Here is a 19962-nt window from a genome sequence, read left to right as displayed (position 1 = left end):
GTGCAAACCGGAAAAGGCTTTTTTAAAGACGATACCTTAGTTGTTAATTTCGCCTATGAGGGAGAGTTAAGAGATAGGCCTAAAACTTTTAAAGGCGTAGTGATTTATAGGTTTATTAATGATACTATTTTAGATGGTTTCTGGTCTGAAAAATATGGAGATGATGATTATCTCGGTTTTGAGGAGGGTCGAAAAATGACAACGAAAGAGGTTAGTGAACTCAAGTTTATTTAAGACTCCATTCATCTTTTAAAAGACCATAACAACAAGTATTTCTCTTAAAACCATCTAGTAAATATACATTTTGTCTTAAAACACCCTCAAGAGTACAACCTAATTTTTCTACAGCTTTTCTTGATTGTATGTTACGTTCATCTATCCTAAATTCAATTTTTTCAAAGACTAATTCATTAAAAGCATAATTGAGCATTAAATGCTTCATTTGCGTATTAAGGCCATTACCTTGAAACTCTCTTCCTATCCACGTAGAGCCAATGTGCATTACTTTGTTTTTCCAATCTATATTCATAAACCGAGTGACACCCGCATACGTTTGTAATCTTTTATCAAAAACAATAAAAGGAATACTAGTCTTAGCATCAAACTGTTGTATAGCGGTTTCCACATATGCTTTTAAAGAGGCAGGTGTTTCAATATCGGTAGGCGAGTATTGTACTAGTTTTTTTTGTGATGCTATAGCGATAAGTTCTTTATAATTAGCTATAGTTAGTGCTGTTAAACGAACAATATCATTTTCAAGAATAGGAATTTCTGTAATCATTTTAAACAAGTTGATTGATGATTTCTTTTTTAACAACATGGCCGCCTTCAAAAGTAATTACTTCGGCTTTAGAATTAAAAAGAGTTTTAATTTTTTCGGTTTCTGTTTTCATGCGTTCGTCATTTAAATACTCATCTTGATCACCAATAATTACTTTTACAGAGGTATTGTTTTGTTCTAAAAAATTAAAGTCGCTATGTTTTAGCTCATTCGGTATTCCTCCAGCATATAATACCAATTGTTTACATTTTAGTTGTTTGTGTGCTACATACCGAGTAGCTATAGATACACCTTGCGAAAAACCAAAAATAATAAGATTACAATTTTTAGGTAGTTGTTCAGCATCTAAAACTCTATCAATATATGTGATGAGGTTTTCATTTTCTAAAGGGGTATTTTCTTTAGTCAACCAGCTAGCACCAACATGTACATACTTGTTGTTTAAATAGTATTTAGAAGGGGCTTGAGGAGCAATAATATAATTTTCATCAGTATTTAATTCTTTAAAATACTTTAAGAAAAAACGACTTAAGTAGCCAATACCATGAAAAACAAGCCAAATATTTTTTGTTTTTTCAGTATAAGCGTTTAAAGTCTCGTAAGTATTTGTAGTTTGATAAGTTACTTTCTTTTCAGTAGTATTCATTTTAATTTTTTAAAGCTAACAAGCTTGAAATTTAGTAAGAATATTCAATTTCGAACCTATATCGTACCTTTTGTTGTATTAGGAATCCTTAATTTTACATAAAACTAGATTATGGACGATTTTAAAGAGAAGATTCTAACTATTTGTAACGAAACCTGTAAGGGTACGTTAATGGAGACTTTAGATATTACATATGTAGACGTAGGAGAAAATTATCTAGTAGGTAAAATGCCTGTTACATCAAAAGTTTATCAACCAGACGGTGTTTTACATGGTGGGGCAATGGTTGCTTTAGCCGAAAGTGTAGGGAGTGCAGCATCATTTATTTTTTTAAATGCACAAGAAGTTACGGTTCGTGGTATTGAAATATCGGCAAACCATGTAAAGAGTATTAGTGATGGTTTTGTATATGCAAAAGCTATTATATTGCATAAAGGAAGAACTACACAACTTTGGGATATTAAAATTACAGATGCAAATGATAATTTGATATCAATCTGTAAACTGACAACTATAGCATTACCTAAAAAGTAATATGTTCACTGATTTAATACAAAAAGCAGAAAATAGCTTAGAGACTGCTAAGCCATTTGTACTATACCGAAAACCAAAAGAAATAAAGGTAATTGGTGTATTTCAAAATAGCGATGCCTTACATTTTATAAAAGACTATTCAGAGAGTGGTTTTGTATTTGCTCCGTTTAATGCAGAACAAGAAACGATATTAACACTTATAGATGATAGAGTAGAAGCTATTTTTGAATCAGAATCTAAATCAAACAATCAAAACAGAATAGTAACAGCTAATACTGATAAGGAACTTCATATCAACCTTATTAAAAGAGGGATTAAAAGCATAGAAAATAATGAGTTTCAAAAAGTAGTTTTATCGAGAAAGATAGATGTTGAGACACAAAAAACTGCTGTTGAACTGTTTAAAGATTTATTGTCAACCTATTCAAATGCATTTTGTTATTTATGGTATCACCCTAAAGTAGGTACTTGGTTAGGTGCAACTCCTGAAATATTATTGCAAATAGAGCGTAAGCAACTAAAAACAATGTCGCTTGCAGGTACTCAAAAATATACAGGAGATGATACTCCTGTATGGGGGAATAAAGAATTAAAAGAGCAAGAATTAGTAACACAGTATATTGTAGAGGCTTTAGCAGATGAAGTAGAGGGTTTAAAAATATCAGAAACAGAATCAGTTAGGGCAGGTAATTTATTGCATTTACGAACTTCAGTTTCGGGTAAATTAAAAAATGCTGTTATTAAGAATGTGATTCATGCACTACACCCAACACCAGCGGTTTGTGGTTTGCCGAAGAATACGACTAAAGCTTTTATTTTAGAGCATGAGAATTACGACAGAGCATATTATACAGGTTTTTTGGGTGAGCTAAATTTTAAAGAGGAAAGCCTACGATCTAACAATCGAAAAAATAGAGAAAACCAAGTATATAAAGCGATTAAGAATACCAATGCTTTATATGTAAATTTAAGATGTATGCAGTTAAAAAATACTGCAGCATCAATTTACGTAGGTGGCGGAATAACAAAAGAGTCAGATCCAATTAAAGAATGGGAAGAGACTGTTGCAAAAAGTGATACAATGCTTAAAGTTTTAAGCTCATAAGCATTTATATAAAAAATAAAATAGCGTGAACTATTCTACGATACCTTCAGCGCAAAGCGTTGTTTATTACTGCAAAATGTATGGTGTTAAAAACATTGTAATCTCTCCAGGTTCAAGAAACGCACCATTAACGATAAGTTTTACAGAAGACGATTATTTTAATTGTTACAGTATTGTAGATGAACGCTGCGCTGCTTTTTTTGCATTAGGTATGGCGCAGCAGCAACAGAAACCTGTAGCAGTAGTTTGTACATCAGGTAGTGCGTTATTAAACTATTACCCTGCAATATCAGAAGCTTTTTATAGTGATATACCATTGTTTGTAATATCGGCCGACAGACCACCTTATAAGATTGATATTGGCGATGGGCAGACCATACGACAAGATCATGTTTTTCATAGGCATATTGGATATTCGGCAAATTTAATGTTAGATGTTAGTCATGCTACAAATACCATAATAAAAGAGGGTAAAGGTTTAATTGATAACTCTATTGATATTGAAGAGCAACAAACAGTAGTGGAAAACCATAATGGAGAGCAATTAAAAAGAGCCTTTTCGGTAGCATTAAACAGCATGTCTCCAGTACATGTAAATGTACCTTTTGAAGAGCCTTTGTATAATATAACAACAGAACCTTTTAATCAACCTACGGTTGACCCAACTTCGCAAGATTCAGACGATTTAGATGATTTAGAAGAATACATTGCGTTATGGGGCAAAGCAAAACGTAAATTAGTTTTGGTAGGTGTAAATTACCCAAATACAATACCACAGAAATATCTTGAAATTTTAGCGAATGACCCTTCTGTTATTGTACTTACGGAAACAACATCAAACTTGCATCACCTTAATTTTTTTAATAGTATAGATAGCCTAATTGCACCTATTGAAAAATCTACCAAGAAAGAAAAATTATTTAAACAGTTACAACCAGATATTGTATTGACTTTTGGAGGCTTAATTGTTTCAAAAAAAATAAAAAGTTTTTTACGTACATACAAGCCACAGCACCATTGGCACGTAAACAATAAAAAGGCATACGATACTTTTTTCTCTTTAACGCATCATTTTAAAACATCAGAGCATATTTTTTTGTCGTCGCTATTTGCAAATCATACTAATGTAGCTAGTGATTATTATGCGTATTGGTCAAAAGTTAAAAATCATTATGAAACAAAAAGAGCAGAATATGTAAAAGAAATTCCTTTTTCTGATATGTTAGCTTTTTCAAATGTAGCAAAGTCTATTCCTGAAAACTACCAATTGCATTTAGCAAATAGCTCTACCGTTAGGTATGCGCAATTGTTTGAAATAGACGCTTCAATTACAGTTTTTTGTAATAGAGGAACAAGCGGTATAGATGGGTCTACATCTACAGCAGTAGGTGCATCAATTTATAATAAAACACCAACATTACTTATTACGGGCGATTTAAGTTTTTTATATGATAGTAATGGACTTTGGAATAAACATTTAAGATCTGATTTTAGAGTTATCGTTATTAATAACGATGGAGGTGGTATTTTTAGAATATTACCAGGCCAAGAAGAAACCTATAATTTTGAAACTTTTTTTGAGACGACTCATGATCTAAAATTAGAAGCAATTTGTAATTTATACAACTTAGAATACAATTCTGTTTCAGAAGAAAACGATTTAAAGAATTCTTTAAATGAGTTTTATAAAGCAAGTAAAAAAGCTAAGTTGCTCGAAATTAAAACACCTAGACTATTGAATAATAAAATTTTGCTTAGTTATTTTGATTTTATATCTTAGACATCACATTAATATAAAATTTAAAGAACACTAACGATTATGAGCAAAAGAGACGATTTAATAGTAAAGTACGCAGCAGATATTAAAGAAAAATTAGGAGAAACTCCAGATATGGAATTTTTAACTAAAGTTGCCATAGGTCTTGGTCCAGCAATATACAATGCAGATGCATCTAAAGTATCAGGTAGTGACGATAAAGAATTAGAAACAGTAAAAAAGAACTTTTTAATGAAAAAGTTAGGCATGCCAGAAAGTGATGACATGATGCCAGCTATTAAAAGCGTTCTTGAAAAATATGGTTCTTCAAACAAAAACAAGCATAGAGCAGTTGTTTATTATATGCTAGCTAAGCATTATAAAAAAGAATCTGTTTACAACAAATAATATTTTTTTAAATAATAAAAGCCGTTTCATTTTTTGAAGCGGCTTTTTGCGTTAATAATAAAACATAGTTCGTTAAGCAGTTTTATTAAAAATTTACTTATAAAACGTATTTTTGCAGTATGATAGAGTTAGGGAATTATAATACACTAGAAATTTTAAGAGATACTAGTGTAGGTCTTTTTTTGGGTGATGAAGAAGGTAATGATGTTTTATTACCAAATAAGTACGTGCCAGAAATTTATGAAATAGGCGATAAGCTTACTGTTTTTTGTTATTTAGATTTTGAAGAACGACCTGTTGTAACATCGTTAACTCCATATGTTATTCGTAATAAATTTCAGTTATTAAAAGTAGTTGAGGTTAATAATGTTGGCGCCTTTTTAGATTGGGGTTTAGAAAAGCATTTACTAGTCCCTTTTAGAGAGCAAAGAATTAGAATGCAAGAAGGACAATGGTATGTTGTTTATTGTTATTTAGATGAAAAATCGTTTAGACTTGTAGGTTCAAATAAACTAGATAAGTTTTTAGATAACGAAGAGTTAACTGTTGAGGTAAATGATGAGGTAGATTTAATTGTTACTCGACAAAGTGATTTAGGTTGGGACGTAATAATTAACGACAAACACAAAGGTTTAGTTTATACGAACGAAGTTTTTAAAAGAATGGCTGTTGGTGATAATTTAAAAGGTTTTATAAAACATATTAGACCTGATAATAAAATAGATATTAGCTTACAGGCAATTGGTTATGAAAGTGTAGAACCAGCAGCTAATACTATTTATAAAATACTACAAAAAGAAGGTGGTTATTTAGGTTTGCATGATAAATCTTCGCCAGAAGAAATTAGCGCTAAACTACAAATGAGTAAGAAAATATTTAAAAAGAGTATTGGAACTCTATACAGAGATAGAAAAATTACAATTAAACCAGACGGAATTTATTTAGTGTAATTTTAAGAAAATAGGAATTTGAGCTATATTATTTTGATAATCAGATAAATAAATTAAATATTGTCTTGTTTTATTTAAAATTTATATATTTTTACTATTAGGTTGATTTTTTTATCACGTGAGATAATATTAATCAAATATAAAAATGTTATAGTTCCCCTAACATCAATTAGAATATGCCATTTATAGAAGAAAGTGATTTACTAGATTTACATAAAGATATAGACAAAGCTCAAATATTAAATGAGAGACTTTTAGATCAAGTAAAATACAAGAATAAAGAAATTAAGAGTTATAAAATACAGAAGAATATTTTTGCAGGTATTACAACTTTTTTTGTTTTAGGCGCTTTGGCTTTATATTCTTTTTCTGCAGGCATGAGAAGTAATGAAACATCTAATACAAATAACCTTTTAGTATCTATAGATAGTTTAGATGTAATCAAATCAAGAATTGATAACCTTAAACTTAAAAATGAAGAGCTTAGTAATGTAAAAGAATTTTACCTAGCTAAAGAATTTTTAGAAAAAGAAAAAATCTACTCAGTTCAAATACAATCTTTTGTAGATAATAACATAACACTCAGTTCAGAAGCGTTAGCAAATACAGTGTTTGTTAAAACAAATCCATTTTACACCTATTCTTTAGGGAATTTTGAAACTATTGATGAAGCTAGGTCTTTTAGGTTTCAATTAATAAAAATGGGTTTTGAAGATGCTTTTGTAGCTTCTTATCAAGACGGGAAAAGAGTAAAAATAGAAGACCCATACTAGATTGACGAAATTTAAAGCTTGGATTAACGCTGCGCGACTGCGTACTTTACCATTATCTATTTCAGGAATAATTACAGGTACTGCATTAGCAGATTATTATGGTTACAGCAACTTACCTGTCTTTATATTAGCACTATTAACAACTATAGGCTTTCAGGTTACCTCAAATTTTGCAAACGATTATGGAGACGGTGTTAAAGGAACCGATAATAACGATAGAATAGGGCCAAAAAGAGCTCTACAAAGCGGAATTTTAACACGCAAAGAGCTAAAAAAGGGCATTATCATTTCTGCGATAATTAGTATTTTATTAGCCATTGTACTTCTATATGTTGCTTTTGGTAGCAATAACCTTTTACTAATTTTAGTATTTTTTATTTTAGCACTAGTAAGTATTTGGGCCTCGATAAAATATACAGTAGGTGCTTCTGCTTATGGGTATAGAGGTTTAGGTGATGTATTCGTATTTGTTTTTTTTGGTTTACTAGGTGTCTTAGGGGCAATGTATTTATTCACCAAGTTTTTGACGTTTGAGGCTATTTTACCTGCCATAGCAATAGGTTTGCTAAGTACAGGCGTTTTAAATTTAAATAATCTTCGAGATTGTATCTCAGATAAAAAAGCAGGTAAAAATACAGTTGTAGTTAAAATGGGTTTTGAAAAAGGTAAGATTTATCATTACTCTCTTTTGATAATTTCATTTTTTTGCATGCTAATGTTCGGGTTAATAAATTTTTCTTCTTGGAAAAATTTTCTATATTTAATCGTCTTTATACCTGTAACTATTCATGCATTGAAAGTTAGAAAAAATAAAAATCCAGTTTTATTAGACCCTGAGCTTAAGAAACTTGCCTTAAGTACGTTTTTTATAGCTATTCTATATTATATTAGTATTAATATTTTTTCGTAGATTTGAATTACACAAATTAATAAATTAGCCAAAATTTGGAACAGCCCATCAAAATTCTTATAGTTGAAGATAATGTCATCATTGCTGATGATATGCAATCCATGTTGGAGGAAATAGGCTATGAGATTGTAGACAATGTAATTGTTTATGAACAAGCAGTAGAAGTACTGAAAACAAAACAAGTAGATTTAGTTTTAATTGATATTATTTTAGCATCAGATAAAACAGGAATAGATTTAGGTAAACATATTAGAGAAAATTATAATATACCTTTCATATTTGTTACTTCAAACTCAGATAGAGCTACTGTTGAGAATGCAAAAACAGTTAAACCTAATGGTTATTTAGTAAAACCTTTCGAACAACAAGACCTATATACATCTATAGAAATTGCATTGTCAAGTTTTAATTACAATGAAAAAGGGTCTTCAGATAAAAACTCAGCTTCTAATGCTCCAACAGAGTCTAACAAAGTAATGTCTAATTCTGTTTTAAAGGATTCTATTTTTGTTAAAAAACAGCATTTATATTACAGAATTCAGTTTGAAGATATACACTTTATAAAAGCAGATAATGTTTATTTAGAAGTTAATACTGTTGATAAAAAGTTTTTAGTACGTTCACCATTAAAAGACTACTTAGAGAAGTTACCTTCTCAAAAATTTTATAGAGCACATAAATCATACATTGTAAATGTTGATCATATTGAAGCTATAAATTCTAAAGATATTTTAATAAATAATAATTTAATTCCTATATCAAAGGAATTTAAAGAGTTTATTATTTCTGCAATGAATTCATAAACAAAATTAAATATTTTTAAGAAGGGCTGGTTAAGTAATTAATCAGCCTTTTTTATTTTTTATTATCGATGAAATACAAGGTCTTTGAAAACATGATTAGTTTACAACAATATATTAGAGTTACACAACAAAAAAAAAGAATAAACGAGACATCGACTTACATTTGAAGTATGATTATATAAAAGATCCCAAATCTTATCATTTTCATTAAAATACTTATACTAGACCAAGCAGAAATCTGCTTGGTCTTTTTTTTTGGAGTAAATACATATTGTATTTCTCACAGGTATTTGTAATTTGGTAAAGCATTAAAATAATATAATGCTATGTCTTATATTATGTTTCGTAGTTTTTATAGGCATAGGTTGTACTAAAAAGCTATTTTTGTAAAATACTAATCATTCATATTAGAGTTTATTCTACATAGTAATACTCTGATTAATAAAAGAATACAATTTGTTAACAAAGAAAATATACCTTCAATTTTTATTTATTTTTTTGTTTGTAGCAGCTTTTGGACAAGAGACTATAGATCAGAAAGTAGATTCTTACACAGAGTTTAAAAAAGCACCTAATTCTTCAGATAGGATGTTTTTGTTTTTTAATACACCAAATAGATACAATCAGAACTCTGCATACGATTGGAAAAAAACATTAGAAGAGTATCTATCTGAAGCTATTAGAGAAAAAGATTCGGCATCTATTTTTGAATATAAAATAATGCAAAGTCAAGTTTTTTATGATTTAGGCCAGTATTCTCGTAGTGTTAGTATATCAAACGATTTATACAAATCTAACTTAGATACCAAAATAGAACATAAAAAAATTCTATTAGAATTATTAGATAGAAATTATGCTAAATTAAAACTTTACGTAAACCAAAGTGAAGTTCGAAAAGAAAAAAAAGAGCTAGGGATTACTACGAATACCACTTTTTATGATATTTATTCAAACGTAGGCCTTCCAAGAAAAGCAATGGAAGCTTATATCGAAGAAGTTAGTAAAAATTTGAACCCTAAAGATTATTATGCAAATGCAGTTTATAACAATAATGTAGGTAATTATTTAAGAAAGGCAATGTCAGAAGAAGTTGCTATTGATAAGTTCGTAAATGCAGAATCGTTTATAAATTTATACCTGAACGATATTATAGAAGTTAAAACAGAAAATGATCTTATAAAGGGTAATTTATTAAAAGGTGTTATTGAAGGTAACTTAGGAAAGTCTCATGCAGAATTAAAGCAATTTGATAAAGCAATCGCATACTTAAAGAATAGTATTGATATTATCAATGAATATAGAATGGGAACCTATTCTACAGAATTGATTGAGAATAGTTTGTATTTAGCAGAGTGTGAATTACAGGTTGGTAATTTAAGAGCAGCTAAATTAATTTTAGACAAAGATTTATCATATTACGAAACGGAGCATCAATTAAAGAAAAACCGTTTGTTAGCGGCTTATTATGATAAAAACGGCGAATACTCTAATGCTAGTTTGTATTATAAGAAAAATATTAGATTACGCGATTCTATAAGTTTAAATGAAAAAGGAATTAAAGAACAACAAATTGAAGCCTTAGTTCAATCAGAATTAGAAAACTCAAAAGCTTTACTTGATCAGTCTAAACAAAATTTAGCAAAAAAGAGTGATGAGATGATTGAGCTAGATAATAAAATTGATGCCATTTTCATTTCATTGATATTTACACTTTTAGGTTTTGCAGGTTTAGTATATGCTTATTTAAGAAGTATAAAGGCGCAACGTATTATTGTTAAGCAAAAATATATTATTGAAGCATCATTAGTAGAAAAAGACTCTTTACTTAAAGAAATACATCACCGTGTAAAAAACAATTTACAAATGGTTTCTAGTTTATTGAGTTTACAAACTAAAAACACCAAAAGTAAAGCTGCTATAGAGGCTTTAGAAGAAGGTAAGAGTAGGGTGAAAGCAATGGCGTTAATACACCAGAAATTATATCAGAACGAAGATTTATCAGTTATTGAAATGCAAGGTTATATTGAAAGTCTGGTCAACAGTATTCAATCTGTTTATAAAAAAGGAGGGCATAAAATTAACATTACTATTGATGCAGAAAATGTAGAGCTTGATATAGATAGAGCGATACCTTTCGGTCTTATTTTAAATGAATTAGTATCAAATTCATTTAAATATGGTTTTCCTGATAATGATGACGATACTGGTAAAATTTACATTCATTTACGTAAAAATGAGGTGGAAGGCTTTTTTGAGTATACCGATAATGGGATAGGTTTGCCAGAAAATATTGATGAGCGCACAGATTCATCTATGGGGATACGTTTAATGAATCGTTTAGTTAATCAGTTACAATCTAATTTGAATATAGATAAAATGCCAGAAGGAGTTCGTTTTTGGTTTAATTTTAAATAACATTTAATACTATTTAGTATCATGAAGGTTACTTTTCTTGGGCATGCCACTTTATTAATCAAAACAAAATTAACAACAATACTTGTTGACCCTTTTATAACAGGTAACCCTTTAGTAAAAGATAAAGTTAATATTGATGATTTAAAACCTGATTATATTTTAATTACACATGCACACCAAGATCATGTTTTAGACGTAGAGGTTATTGCGAAGCAATCAGACGCTACTATTGTAAGCAATTATGAGATAGCAACGTATTATGAGAAAAAGGGTTTTAGAGTGCACCCAATGAATCATGGTGGTGCTTGGAATTTTGATTTTGGGAAACTAAAATATGTAAATGCTATACATACATCTACTTTTGCTGATGGTACAAATGGCGGTCAGCCAGGAGGTTTTGTTTTATCTGCAGATGATAAACATATTTATATCGCCGGAGACACTGCTTTACATATGGATATGAAACTCATACCTTATAGTTATACATTAGATTTAGCAATTTTACCAATTGGTGATAATTTTACTATGGGGGTAGAAGATGCTATTTTTGCATCAGATTTTATTGAATGTGATACAGTTTTAGGCTACCATTACGATACTTTCGGATTTATAAAAATTGATCAAAAGGAAGCTAAAAAGAGATTTTTAGAAGAAGATAAAAAATTGTATTTACTAGCTATAGGTAAATCAATTTTGATATAAGTTTACCTTACATTACTTTTTAAAACTATACGATGTAGTAATTTAGGAAAAAACCTTTTTACATAAATTGCAATAATTTCTTTTCGACCAATATAAGCTTCATACTTTTTGCGAGAAATAGCTTTCATCATTCGATTAGCAAATACAGCAACAGGCAAGCCATTTTTTGTAGCTTCATCTTCAGTGTTTTGTTTGCTACCGTTCCCCGTTAAAGCATTTTTAGCAACATCAGTTTGTATGAAACCTGGGCAAATTAGAGTTACTGAAATTCTATCTTTTTCATGCTCCATTCGTAAAGCATCAAAAAAGCCATGTAAGGCATGTTTAACACCGCAGTAACCAGATCGATAAGGAGAAGAGAATTTTCCCATCAAACTACTTACAGTTGCAAAATGACCATTCTTTTGTGTTATAAAATAAGGAAGCAAAGCTTTTGTTAGTGCTACAGTTCCTAAATAATTAACATCCATAAGCTTCTTGTAAACATTAAAATCTGTTTCAGTAATAAGCGAACGTTGGCTTACACCTGCGTTATTTATCAATATATCAATTCTATCAAAAGCAGTAATGGCTTCTGTTGTTTTTTCAGGCATTTCATCAAAAAGTGTTATGTCTAAGGGTAGTACATAAACATTTTCAGGGTGGGTACATTTAATTTTTACTTTTTCTAAAGCTTCTTCTCTTCTTGCAGAAATAATGACTTTATATTTCTTGTCATTGTAAGCATACGTTAAAGCTTCACCAATACCTGACGATGCACCAGTAATCCAAACTACTTTTTCAATAGACTCTTTCATATTCATTCGCTTTAAAAGCCAAAATATAACTAAATTTGAATTGTAAATTATGAAAGCAGCTTATAAAAAATACATTTTAGATTTTAAAAGGCCTAGTGGAACTTCCCGTGGTATATTAAAGCAAAAAGAAACATGGTTTATTTATCTTGAACAAGATGGTAAATACGGCATTGGAGAATGTGGTATTTTAAGAAGCTTGAGTATTGATGATGTGCCTGATTATGAAGAAAAGCTGAAGTGGACGTGTGAAAATATTACATTAGGTAAAGATAAACTTTGGAATCATTTAATTGAATACCCAAGCATTCAATTTGGAGTAGAACAAGCTTTTTTATCATTTGACTCAGATAATCCGTTTGAATTATTTAAATCAGCTTTTACTCAAAAAAAATCACCAATACCTATAAACGGATTAATTTGGATGGGTGAAGAAAGTTTTATGTTTGAGCAAATTCAACAAAAACTAGAACAAGGTTTCAAGTGCATTAAAATGAAAATTGGAGCAATTAATTTTGATTCAGAATTAAAGTTAATAGCATCTATCAGGGAAAAATATTCAAAATATCAAATAGAATTACGAGTTGATGCCAATGGAGCGTTTTCGTCAGAAGAAGCTTTATCTAAATTAAAACAATTAGCAAACTATAATTTACATTCTATAGAGCAGCCTATAAAGCAAGGTAATTATTTAAAAATGAGTAATTTGTGTAAAGAAACACCTTTGCCTATTGCTTTAGATGAAGAATTAATAGGTGTTTTTGATGTAACAAAAAAGAAAGAACTGCTACTAACAATACAACCACAATATATTATTTTAAAACCTAGCTTAATTGGTGGGTTTAAAGGAAGTCAAGAGTGGATTACTTTAGCAGAAGAATTAGGAATAAAATGGTGGGTTACTAGTGCACTAGAGAGTAATATTGGTTTAAATGCAATTGCACAATGGACCTATACTTTAAATAGTAAATTACCACAAGGATTGGGTACAGGTGGCTTATATGTCAATAATATAGATAGCCCATTAAAGGTAGATAGAGGTACATTAATATATGACATTAATAAGTGTTGGAATAAAAATTTAATTGAAGATTTATGTTTATAGAACAAGGGTATAAAGGTAATAATGTAGGCTTATGGAAGTATTTAATTATTCCTGTAGGTTTTATTTTATTTATTGCATTAAACTATGTTGCCACAGTACTTTCTCCAGTAAGTGTTGAAGATAGTATGCAACAATTGATAGATCAGATAGGGCGAAATACGGTTTTGGTTATCGTATTATTGCCTTTAGTTATAGGTCTTTTTGTAGTTCTAGGTTGGACAAAATTGGTACACAATCAAACAATTACATCTTTAACAACATCAAGAAATAAAATAGATTGGAAAAGAATATTTTTTGCGTTCTCAGTATGGGGAGCTTTAACTATAGTATTAACAGGGGTAGATATTTATTTAAGTCCAGGTGACTATGTTTTTAATTTTAAACCAGTTCCCTTTTTCACACTTGCAATTATTGGAATTTTATTAATACCGTTGCAAACTAGTTTTGAAGAGTATTTATTTCGTGGTCATATGATGCAGGGTATTGGTTTAATGGCAAAAAATAAATGGGTTCCTTTAGTTATTACTTCAGTTTTATTTGGTGTTATGCATTTAGGTAATCCTGAAGTAGCTAAGCTTGGCTTAGGTATTATGGTGTATTACATAGGCACTGGTTTCTTTTTAGGTATTTTAACATTGATGGACGAAGGTTTAGAGTTAGCTCTTGGTTTCCATGCCGCTAATAACCTGGTAGGTGCTTTATTATTAACTGCAGATTGGACAGCTTTTCAGACAGATTCTGTTTATCGCGATGTTTCTGAACCAGCTTTGGGGTGGGATGTATTTATACCAGTCTTGGTGGTTTATCCAATCCTATTAATCATTTTTTCTAAAAAATACGGTTGGACAAATTGGAAAGAAAAGTTAACAGGTACAGTTATTTCTAAAGAAGATTTTCTTACTAAAGAAAAATAATGAAACCTGATTATAAAAATATAAACCTTCATTTTAAATTAAATGGAATTACAATTTCTTTTAATGATTTAAATGAAACAGGTTACAGCCTTATTAAAGAAGGAGGGGTCTTTGAAAAATCTATTGGTAATTTTTTAATAAACTGGGCAGATAAGTCTGATGTTGTAGAAGTAAATACTTCTGGCTCTACAGGTATACCTAAGTTGATAAAACTCAGAAAACAACACATGGTAAATTCTGCTATGGCTACCGGCAGTTTCTTTGGTCTTGAAGAGGGTAATACTGCTTTTCTCTGCTTACCTGTTGATTTTATCGCAGGGAAAATGATGTTGGTACGGGCTATGGTTTTAGGTTTGTCTTTGGATTATGTAGCACCAAACTCTAATCCTTTAGAAAGCATCTCTAAGGTTTATGATTTTAGTGCGATGATACCCTTACAATTAGAAAATTCCTTGCAAAAATTAAAGCAACTCAAACTTTTAATTGTTGGTGGTGCTAAAATGTCAGAGCCATTGAAAGTAGCGGTAGCTAATAGCACTTCTAAGGTATATGAAACTTACGGAATGACGGAAACTATTACCCATGTTGCACTAAAACCAGTCAATCATTTAAAAAATACTACAAATATTAATTTTACAGCATTACCTGAAGTAGATTTTAGTACAGACGCTAGAGGATGTTTGGTTATTAATGCACCCAATATTTCTGAAGAAGAAGTTGTTACCAATGATTTGGTAGCTTTAGTATCTTCTACAGAATTTGAGTGGCTTGGTAGGTATGATGCTATAATTAACTCTGGGGGTATAAAATTAATGCCTGAAAAAATAGAAGCTAAACTTACTACAATACTAGATAGTCAATTCTTTATAGCTGGAATACCAGATGAGAAATTAGGTCAAAAACTTGTTTTAATTATTGAAGCAAATAATGAAGATGAAAGTTTACTTCAAAAAATTAAATCATTAAAGTTATTAGATACATTTGAAGTGCCCAAGCAAATACATTTCATAAAAGAATTTGTGATGACAGGAAATGGAAAAATTCAACGCTTAAAAACATTGGATTTAATTTAATTTTATCTGTTTATATCATAAAATACTTTCTCATCAAACAGCCCTTGAATTTGATTTTTTCCTAATGAATAAGGTTCTGTAGTATAATTTGATGCTTTATCAATATCTGAAACACCAGTTTTTTTATCTGTTTCATAATCGTTTTGAATAACAAAGATAGAATCACTAGTAACGGCACTAATTTTTAAAGTAGAGTAGTAGCCATTCTCAGAACTTTTAAATTCAATAACATCGCCTACTGCTGGTTGGTTTATATATACAGCAACATCTTTATCATGTTGTAAACTAGAATAAACACCTAATGAAATTAATACAGCTATAATTGCTAGCCCAGACCAATACCATATTGGAGTTTTTGTGTTGTTTTTTACTTCAGTAGCTGCACTCTTAAGTTTACCATTCATTCCGTTCACATCAAGAGTAGCACTGCAGTTTGTGCATTCGGAAAATGCTTTTTTGGACATAGGAAAAAATGGAATCCAATAGATGTAAGCATATTTTCCATATACAGAAATATTATGGGCTGTTATCTCATTACAGTTGTCACATTTAATACCATTTTTTCTCTCACTAAATAAATGAGAACCTTTTGTACCATAAAATATCATAAATTTATTTTTGTTAAATATATGTAAAAATCACATATGTTTTTTAGTAACGTTCACTCATTCAAAGCTATACTTGCCTAATTCCCTATTTTGTTTTGTCTTTTAGTCAGTTAAGTTTATATCAACTTTAAAACTAAAAAGATGAAAAACCTAGTATTAATTGCTGCTATTATTTTTTGCAGTTACCAATTAGAAGCACAAAACAATAACTCAGCATTAGTTAAGAATACTATTCTTGCTCAAAAAGAAAATACAGATATTCGGCTCTATCGTGCAACTCATAAAAACACTTCAATTCCTTTATTAGATGATACATCGATAAATAAAGAACATCCATTTAAAATTTATCAAATTGAGAATTCAAACTTTAATACACAACAAGATGTGTTTAATGCAATCCGTAGTATTGTTCCAGGTGTGAGTATTTCAAATACTAATTTTAATCAAACTCCAAATATTACAATACGGGGTGATGCTAATACCATTGTTATTTTAGATGGAGTACGTTATAACGCTTCAATATTGAACACACTTAACCCTCAAGACATAGAGCGCATTAGTGTGGCTACAAGCAATATTTCAAATAATTATTTAGGGTATATCGTTAATTAGAACGTGTTACCTGATAGATTTTAATAAAGTGTCGAAAGACACTTTATTCTTTTTTAATATTTTGTATTTTCAGGTTTGATTTTAAATCGACCACTATGAAAATAACCCTATTAAGTTTTGCATTATTTTTTACTGTATGTAGTTTTGCCCAACAAATTCTCCCAGAAGTAGAAAGAGCTACTGTAGTAGATGAAATTTTAGAAGAACGTTTTAATGTTTTACTTCCAGAATTGATGGATGCCGCAGCTATTGATATGTGGATTGTAATGTCTCGGGAATATAATGAAGACCCAGTTATTAAAACGATGCTCCCTGCTACTTGGTTAAATGCGCGTAGAAGAACCATACTTCTTTTCTACAGGAACAAATCAAAAAATACTATCGAAAAATTAGCGGTGGCACGTTATGATGTGGGTAAAAGTATTATTTCTGCTTGGGATAAAGAAAAGCAACCACTCCAATGGAAAAGACTTATAGAGTTAATTCAAGAACGTAATCCAAATAAGATTGGGTTGAATTTTTCTAAAGATCATAATATCGCTGATGGTTTAGATAAAACAGATTATGACGAGTTCATGAGCTATTTACCTAAGAAAATGCATTCCAAAGTAAGCTCTGCAGAACAACTTGCAGTGCGTTGGATAGAAACGCGTACGCCACGTGAAATGGTGATTTACAATCAATTAGTAGACATAACTCATGATATTATCGCAGAAGCCTTTTCGGAAAAAGTAATTACTCCAGGGGTTACGACCACAACAGAAGTGGAGTGGTGGATGCGTCAAAAGGTAACAGATTTAGGCTTGGAAACTTGGTTTCATCCTACGGTAGATGTGCAACGTAGTAGTGAAAAATTGGTAGATCATTTGTATTCCTTTTCAGGCAGACCTGATGGCTTGACTATTGTACCCGGAGATTTATTGCATTGCGATTTTGGAATTACATATTTAAGGTTGAATACTGATTGTCAAGAATTGGCTTATGTGTTACAACCAGAAGAAAAAGAAGCGCCCAAGTTTTTGGTGGAAGGCCTAAAAGAAGGAAATAGCGTTCAAGATTTTTTGACAAATAATATGATTGCAGGAAGAACAGGAAATGAAATTTTGACTAAATCATTACAGGAAGCTAAGGTTGCCGGTCTTAGACCTTCAATTTATACACATCCTTTAGGTTTGTATGGTCATTCGGCAGGAACAACGATAGGCATGTGGGATGCTCAAGATGGGGTGATGAAAGACGATGGAGACAAATATCCTTTAAATAAAAATACCGTTTTCGCTATAGAATTGAATACCACCATTACTGTCCCAGAATGGAATAGAGATATTCGTATTATGCTTGAAGAAGCAGGTTTCTATGGCGAAAACGGTTTTAGATATGTGAATGGCAGACAAACGGAATTACTTCTTATTCCGCGTATAAAAAATCATCAAGGTAATTAAACTTGTATAATACCTAAATTAAAAGGTTTTTCTATGGGAGCATGATTTGCAGCATCAATTCCCATAGAAATCCATTTGCGAGTATCTAATGGGTCAATAATAGCATCTGTCCATAACCTTGAAGCAGCATAGTAAGGTGATACTTGATTATCGTATCTGTTTTTTATTTTATTAAAAAGCTCTTCTTCTTTTTCAGGAGTAATTTTTTCACCTTTTTTCTTTAAAGAAGCTTTTTCTATTTGTAATAGTACTTTTGCAGCTGAGTTTCCACTCATAACAGCTAATTCTGCACTTGGCCATGCTACCATAAAACGTGGGTCATAAGCTTTTCCACACATGGCATAATTACCAGCACCATAACTGTTACCAATAACAATCGTAAATTTAGGAACTACAGAATTACTAACAGCATTCACCATTTTAGCACCATCTTTTATGATACCACCATGTTCACTTTTACTGCCAACCATAAAGCCAGTAACATCTTGTAAAAATACTAACGGAATTTTCTTCTGATTACAATTTGCGATAAAACGCGTCGCTTTATCTGCAGAATCCGAATAAATTACGCCTCCAAATTGCATTTCACCTTTAGTAGTTTTCACAACTTTACGTTGGTTAGCAACAATACCTACAGCCCAACCATCTATTCTAGCATAACCAGTTAAAATTGTTTTTCCGTATCCTTCTTTGTATTGTTCAAAGTCAGAATCATCAACTAATCGTTTGATAATTTCGACCATATCATATTGGTCAGATCTTGATTTTGGTAAAATTCCATAAATATCTTGCGGATCTTCTTTTGGTTTAATAGCATCAATTCTACTAAAACCAGCTTTATCAAAATCACCAATTTTACTCATGATGTTTTTGATAGTGTTTAAAGCATCGGCATCGTCTTTAGACTTATAATCGGTAACACCACTTACTTCGCAATGTGTAGTTGCGCCACCAAGTGTTTCATTGTCAATACTTTCGCCAATGGCCGCTTTTACAAGGTAACTACCTGCTAAAAATATGCTTCCTGTTTTATCAACAATTAAAGCTTCATCGCTCATAATAGGTAAATAAGCTCCGCCTGCAACACAGCTTCCCATTATAGCAGATATTTGGGTAATACCCATACTACTCATAATGGCATTATTTCTAAAAATTCTACCAAAGTGTTCTTTATCAGGAAAAATTTCATCTTGTAATGGTAAATAAACACCAGCACTATCAACTAAATAAATGATAGGAAGTTTATTTTCCATAGCTATTTCTTGAGCCCTCAAGTTCTTTTTTCCTGTAATAGGAAACCAAGCACCTGCTTTTACAGTAGCATCATTAGCGACAACAATACATTGCTTGCCTTGTACATATCCCATTTTAATAATAACTCCTCCAGAAGGGCAGCCACCATGTTCTTCATACATACCATCACCAACAAAAGCTCCAATCTCAATTGCTTTTTCATCATCATCTAAAAGAAAATTGATACGTTCTCTAGCAGTCATTTTACCTTGAGCATGCTGCTTTTCAATTCTACTTTTGCCACCACCTAATTTAACAGTGGCAAGTCTTTTTTTTAGTTCAGATAAAAGTAATTTATTATGATCTTCGTTCTTATTGAAGTTGATATCCATAGTGCA

General features: G+C 30.7%; 21 protein-coding genes. 16 read left to right on the top strand and 5 right to left on the bottom strand.

The window, feature by feature from the left end; genetic code table 11:
* Positions 1-234 (top strand): hypothetical protein, encoded by a 234-nt coding sequence (locus H0I23_RS16780; RefSeq protein ID WP_254073667.1) that lies wholly within the window; start codon positions 1-3, stop codon positions 232-234.
* Here H0I23_RS16780 and H0I23_RS07505 read toward each other — a convergent pair.
* The gene (locus H0I23_RS07505; protein WP_216785839.1) at positions 227-781 is read right to left on the bottom strand and encodes a GNAT family N-acetyltransferase; all 555 of its coding nucleotides are present in this window, start codon (positions 779-781) and stop codon (positions 227-229) included. The two genes, H0I23_RS16780 and H0I23_RS07505, sit on opposite strands and share 8 nt — an antisense overlap.
* Position 782: 1 nt before the next feature.
* Positions 783-1427 (bottom strand): alpha/beta hydrolase, encoded by a 645-nt coding sequence (locus tag H0I23_RS07500; RefSeq protein WP_216785838.1) that lies wholly within the window; start codon positions 1425-1427, stop codon positions 783-785.
* Positions 1428-1538: 111 nt separating this feature from the next.
* Between H0I23_RS07500 and H0I23_RS07495 the strand changes: the two genes are divergently transcribed.
* The 10 genes from H0I23_RS07495 (at position 1539) to H0I23_RS07450 (ending at position 11783) form a co-directional block, all read left to right on the top strand.
* Entirely contained in the window at positions 1539-1961 is a 423-nt protein-coding gene (locus H0I23_RS07495; protein WP_216785837.1) for a PaaI family thioesterase, read from the top strand.
* A gap of 1 nt (position 1962) precedes the next feature.
* On the top strand, positions 1963-3066 hold the full coding sequence (locus tag H0I23_RS07490; protein WP_216785836.1) for a chorismate-binding protein: 1104 nt from the start codon (positions 1963-1965) through the stop codon (positions 3064-3066).
* A gap of 25 nt (positions 3067-3091) precedes the next feature.
* Complete coding sequence (menD, locus tag H0I23_RS07485; protein WP_216785835.1) at positions 3092-4846, top strand: 2-succinyl-5-enolpyruvyl-6-hydroxy-3-cyclohexene-1-carboxylic-acid synthase; 1755 nt, start codon at positions 3092-3094, stop codon at positions 4844-4846.
* 39 nt (positions 4847-4885) lie between these two features.
* Positions 4886-5230: a DUF2853 family protein gene (locus tag H0I23_RS07480; protein ID WP_216785834.1), complete on the top strand. Its 345-nt coding sequence runs from the start codon at positions 4886-4888 to the stop codon at positions 5228-5230.
* A 119-nt stretch (positions 5231-5349) separates the two neighbouring features.
* On the top strand, positions 5350-6180 hold the full coding sequence (locus tag H0I23_RS07475; RefSeq protein ID WP_216785833.1) for a S1 RNA-binding domain-containing protein: 831 nt from the start codon (positions 5350-5352) through the stop codon (positions 6178-6180).
* 176 nt (positions 6181-6356) lie between these two features.
* On the top strand, positions 6357-6953 hold the full coding sequence (locus H0I23_RS07470) for an SPOR domain-containing protein (protein ID WP_216785832.1): 597 nt from the start codon (positions 6357-6359) through the stop codon (positions 6951-6953).
* Position 6954: 1 nt separating this feature from the next.
* Positions 6955-7863 carry a 1,4-dihydroxy-2-naphthoate octaprenyltransferase gene (menA, locus tag H0I23_RS07465; RefSeq protein WP_216785831.1) on the top strand — a complete coding sequence of 303 codons (909 nt, stop codon included), beginning with the start codon at positions 6955-6957 and terminating at the stop codon, positions 7861-7863.
* A 35-nt stretch (positions 7864-7898) separates the two neighbouring features.
* Positions 7899-8666 (top strand): LytTR family DNA-binding domain-containing protein, encoded by a 768-nt coding sequence (locus tag H0I23_RS07460; protein WP_216785830.1) that lies wholly within the window; start codon positions 7899-7901, stop codon positions 8664-8666.
* Positions 8667-9122: 456 nt separating this feature from the next.
* Positions 9123-11081, top strand: a complete 1959-nt coding sequence (locus H0I23_RS07455) for a sensor histidine kinase (protein WP_216785829.1) — start codon at positions 9123-9125, stop codon at positions 11079-11081.
* Positions 11082-11102: 21 nt separating this feature from the next.
* Complete coding sequence (locus H0I23_RS07450) at positions 11103-11783, top strand: metal-dependent hydrolase (protein ID WP_216785828.1); 681 nt, start codon at positions 11103-11105, stop codon at positions 11781-11783.
* A 2-nt stretch (positions 11784-11785) separates the two neighbouring features.
* Here the strand turns inward: H0I23_RS07450 and H0I23_RS07445 are convergent, their stop codons facing one another.
* Positions 11786-12580 (bottom strand): SDR family oxidoreductase, encoded by a 795-nt coding sequence (locus tag H0I23_RS07445; RefSeq protein WP_371736663.1) that lies wholly within the window; start codon positions 12578-12580, stop codon positions 11786-11788.
* 49 nt (positions 12581-12629) lie between these two features.
* Between H0I23_RS07445 and H0I23_RS07440 the strand changes: the two genes are divergently transcribed.
* Genes H0I23_RS07440 through H0I23_RS07430 form a run of 3 tightly spaced genes read left to right on the top strand, consistent with a single transcriptional unit; the run spans position 12630 to position 15669 of the window.
* Positions 12630-13682 carry an o-succinylbenzoate synthase gene (locus H0I23_RS07440; protein ID WP_216785825.1) on the top strand — a complete coding sequence of 351 codons (1053 nt, stop codon included), beginning with the start codon at positions 12630-12632 and terminating at the stop codon, positions 13680-13682.
* On the top strand, positions 13673-14596 hold the full coding sequence (locus H0I23_RS07435) for a CPBP family intramembrane glutamic endopeptidase (RefSeq protein ID WP_216785824.1): 924 nt from the start codon (positions 13673-13675) through the stop codon (positions 14594-14596). Before H0I23_RS07440 ends, H0I23_RS07435 begins: the two co-directional genes overlap by 10 nt.
* Positions 14596-15669 carry an AMP-binding protein gene (locus H0I23_RS07430; RefSeq protein ID WP_216785823.1) on the top strand — a complete coding sequence of 358 codons (1074 nt, stop codon included), beginning with the start codon at positions 14596-14598 and terminating at the stop codon, positions 15667-15669. The genes H0I23_RS07435 and H0I23_RS07430 overlap by 1 nt, the downstream gene beginning before the upstream one ends.
* Positions 15670-15671: 2 nt before the next feature.
* On the opposite strand, the gene H0I23_RS07425 is transcribed toward H0I23_RS07430, so the two are convergent.
* Positions 15672-16277, bottom strand: a complete 606-nt coding sequence (locus tag H0I23_RS07425; RefSeq protein WP_216785822.1) for a zinc-ribbon domain-containing protein — start codon at positions 16275-16277, stop codon at positions 15672-15674.
* A gap of 141 nt (positions 16278-16418) precedes the next feature.
* On the opposite strand from H0I23_RS07425, the gene H0I23_RS07420 reads away from it, so the two are divergent.
* Positions 16419-16889 carry a Plug domain-containing protein gene (locus H0I23_RS07420; protein WP_216785821.1) on the top strand — a complete coding sequence of 157 codons (471 nt, stop codon included), beginning with the start codon at positions 16419-16421 and terminating at the stop codon, positions 16887-16889.
* Positions 16890-16984: 95 nt separating this feature from the next.
* The gene (locus H0I23_RS07415) at positions 16985-18331 is read left to right on the top strand and encodes a M24 family metallopeptidase (protein ID WP_216785820.1); all 1347 of its coding nucleotides are present in this window, start codon (positions 16985-16987) and stop codon (positions 18329-18331) included.
* Here H0I23_RS07415 and H0I23_RS07410 read toward each other — a convergent pair.
* Entirely contained in the window at positions 18328-19956 is a 1629-nt protein-coding gene (locus H0I23_RS07410; RefSeq protein WP_216785819.1) for an acyl-CoA carboxylase subunit beta, read from the bottom strand. The two genes, H0I23_RS07415 and H0I23_RS07410, sit on opposite strands and share 4 nt — an antisense overlap.
* Positions 19957-19962: the final 6 nt, after the last annotated feature.

The sequence above is a fragment of the Cellulophaga sp. HaHaR_3_176 genome (assembly GCF_019021925.1).
Classification (GTDB): Bacteria; Bacteroidota; Bacteroidia; order Flavobacteriales; family Flavobacteriaceae; genus Cellulophaga.
The sequence above is the reverse complement of the archived record's forward strand: the minus strand, read 5'-3'. Positions and strand labels throughout refer to the sequence as shown.

Coding starts and splice junctions, on each gene's coding strand:
- H0I23_RS07490 (WP_216785836.1), top strand. CDS start 1,963: ATGTTCACTGATTTAATACAAAAAGCAGAAAATAGCTTAGAGACTGCT.
- H0I23_RS07420 (WP_216785821.1), top strand. CDS start 16,419: ATGAAAAACCTAGTATTAATTGCTGCTATTATTTTTTGCAGTTACCAA.
- H0I23_RS07435 (WP_216785824.1), top strand. CDS start 13,673: ATGTTTATAGAACAAGGGTATAAAGGTAATAATGTAGGCTTATGGAAG.
- H0I23_RS07445 (WP_371736663.1), bottom strand. CDS start 12,580: ATGAAAGAGTCTATTGAAAAAGTAGTTTGGATTACTGGTGCATCGTCA.
- H0I23_RS07430 (WP_216785823.1), top strand. CDS start 14,596: ATGAAACCTGATTATAAAAATATAAACCTTCATTTTAAATTAAATGGA.
- H0I23_RS07470 (WP_216785832.1), top strand. CDS start 6,357: ATGCCATTTATAGAAGAAAGTGATTTACTAGATTTACATAAAGATATA.
- H0I23_RS07410 (WP_216785819.1), bottom strand. CDS start 19,956: ATGGATATCAACTTCAATAAGAACGAAGATCATAATAAATTACTTTTA.
- H0I23_RS07495 (WP_216785837.1), top strand. CDS start 1,539: ATGGACGATTTTAAAGAGAAGATTCTAACTATTTGTAACGAAACCTGT.
- H0I23_RS07475 (WP_216785833.1), top strand. CDS start 5,350: ATGATAGAGTTAGGGAATTATAATACACTAGAAATTTTAAGAGATACT.
- H0I23_RS07500 (WP_216785838.1), bottom strand. CDS start 1,427: ATGAATACTACTGAAAAGAAAGTAACTTATCAAACTACAAATACTTAC.
- H0I23_RS07425 (WP_216785822.1), bottom strand. CDS start 16,277: ATGATATTTTATGGTACAAAAGGTTCTCATTTATTTAGTGAGAGAAAA.
- H0I23_RS07415 (WP_216785820.1), top strand. CDS start 16,985: ATGAAAATAACCCTATTAAGTTTTGCATTATTTTTTACTGTATGTAGT.
- H0I23_RS07505 (WP_216785839.1), bottom strand. CDS start 781: ATGATTACAGAAATTCCTATTCTTGAAAATGATATTGTTCGTTTAACA.
- H0I23_RS07450 (WP_216785828.1), top strand. CDS start 11,103: ATGAAGGTTACTTTTCTTGGGCATGCCACTTTATTAATCAAAACAAAA.
- H0I23_RS07480 (WP_216785834.1), top strand. CDS start 4,886: ATGAGCAAAAGAGACGATTTAATAGTAAAGTACGCAGCAGATATTAAA.
- H0I23_RS07440 (WP_216785825.1), top strand. CDS start 12,630: ATGAAAGCAGCTTATAAAAAATACATTTTAGATTTTAAAAGGCCTAGT.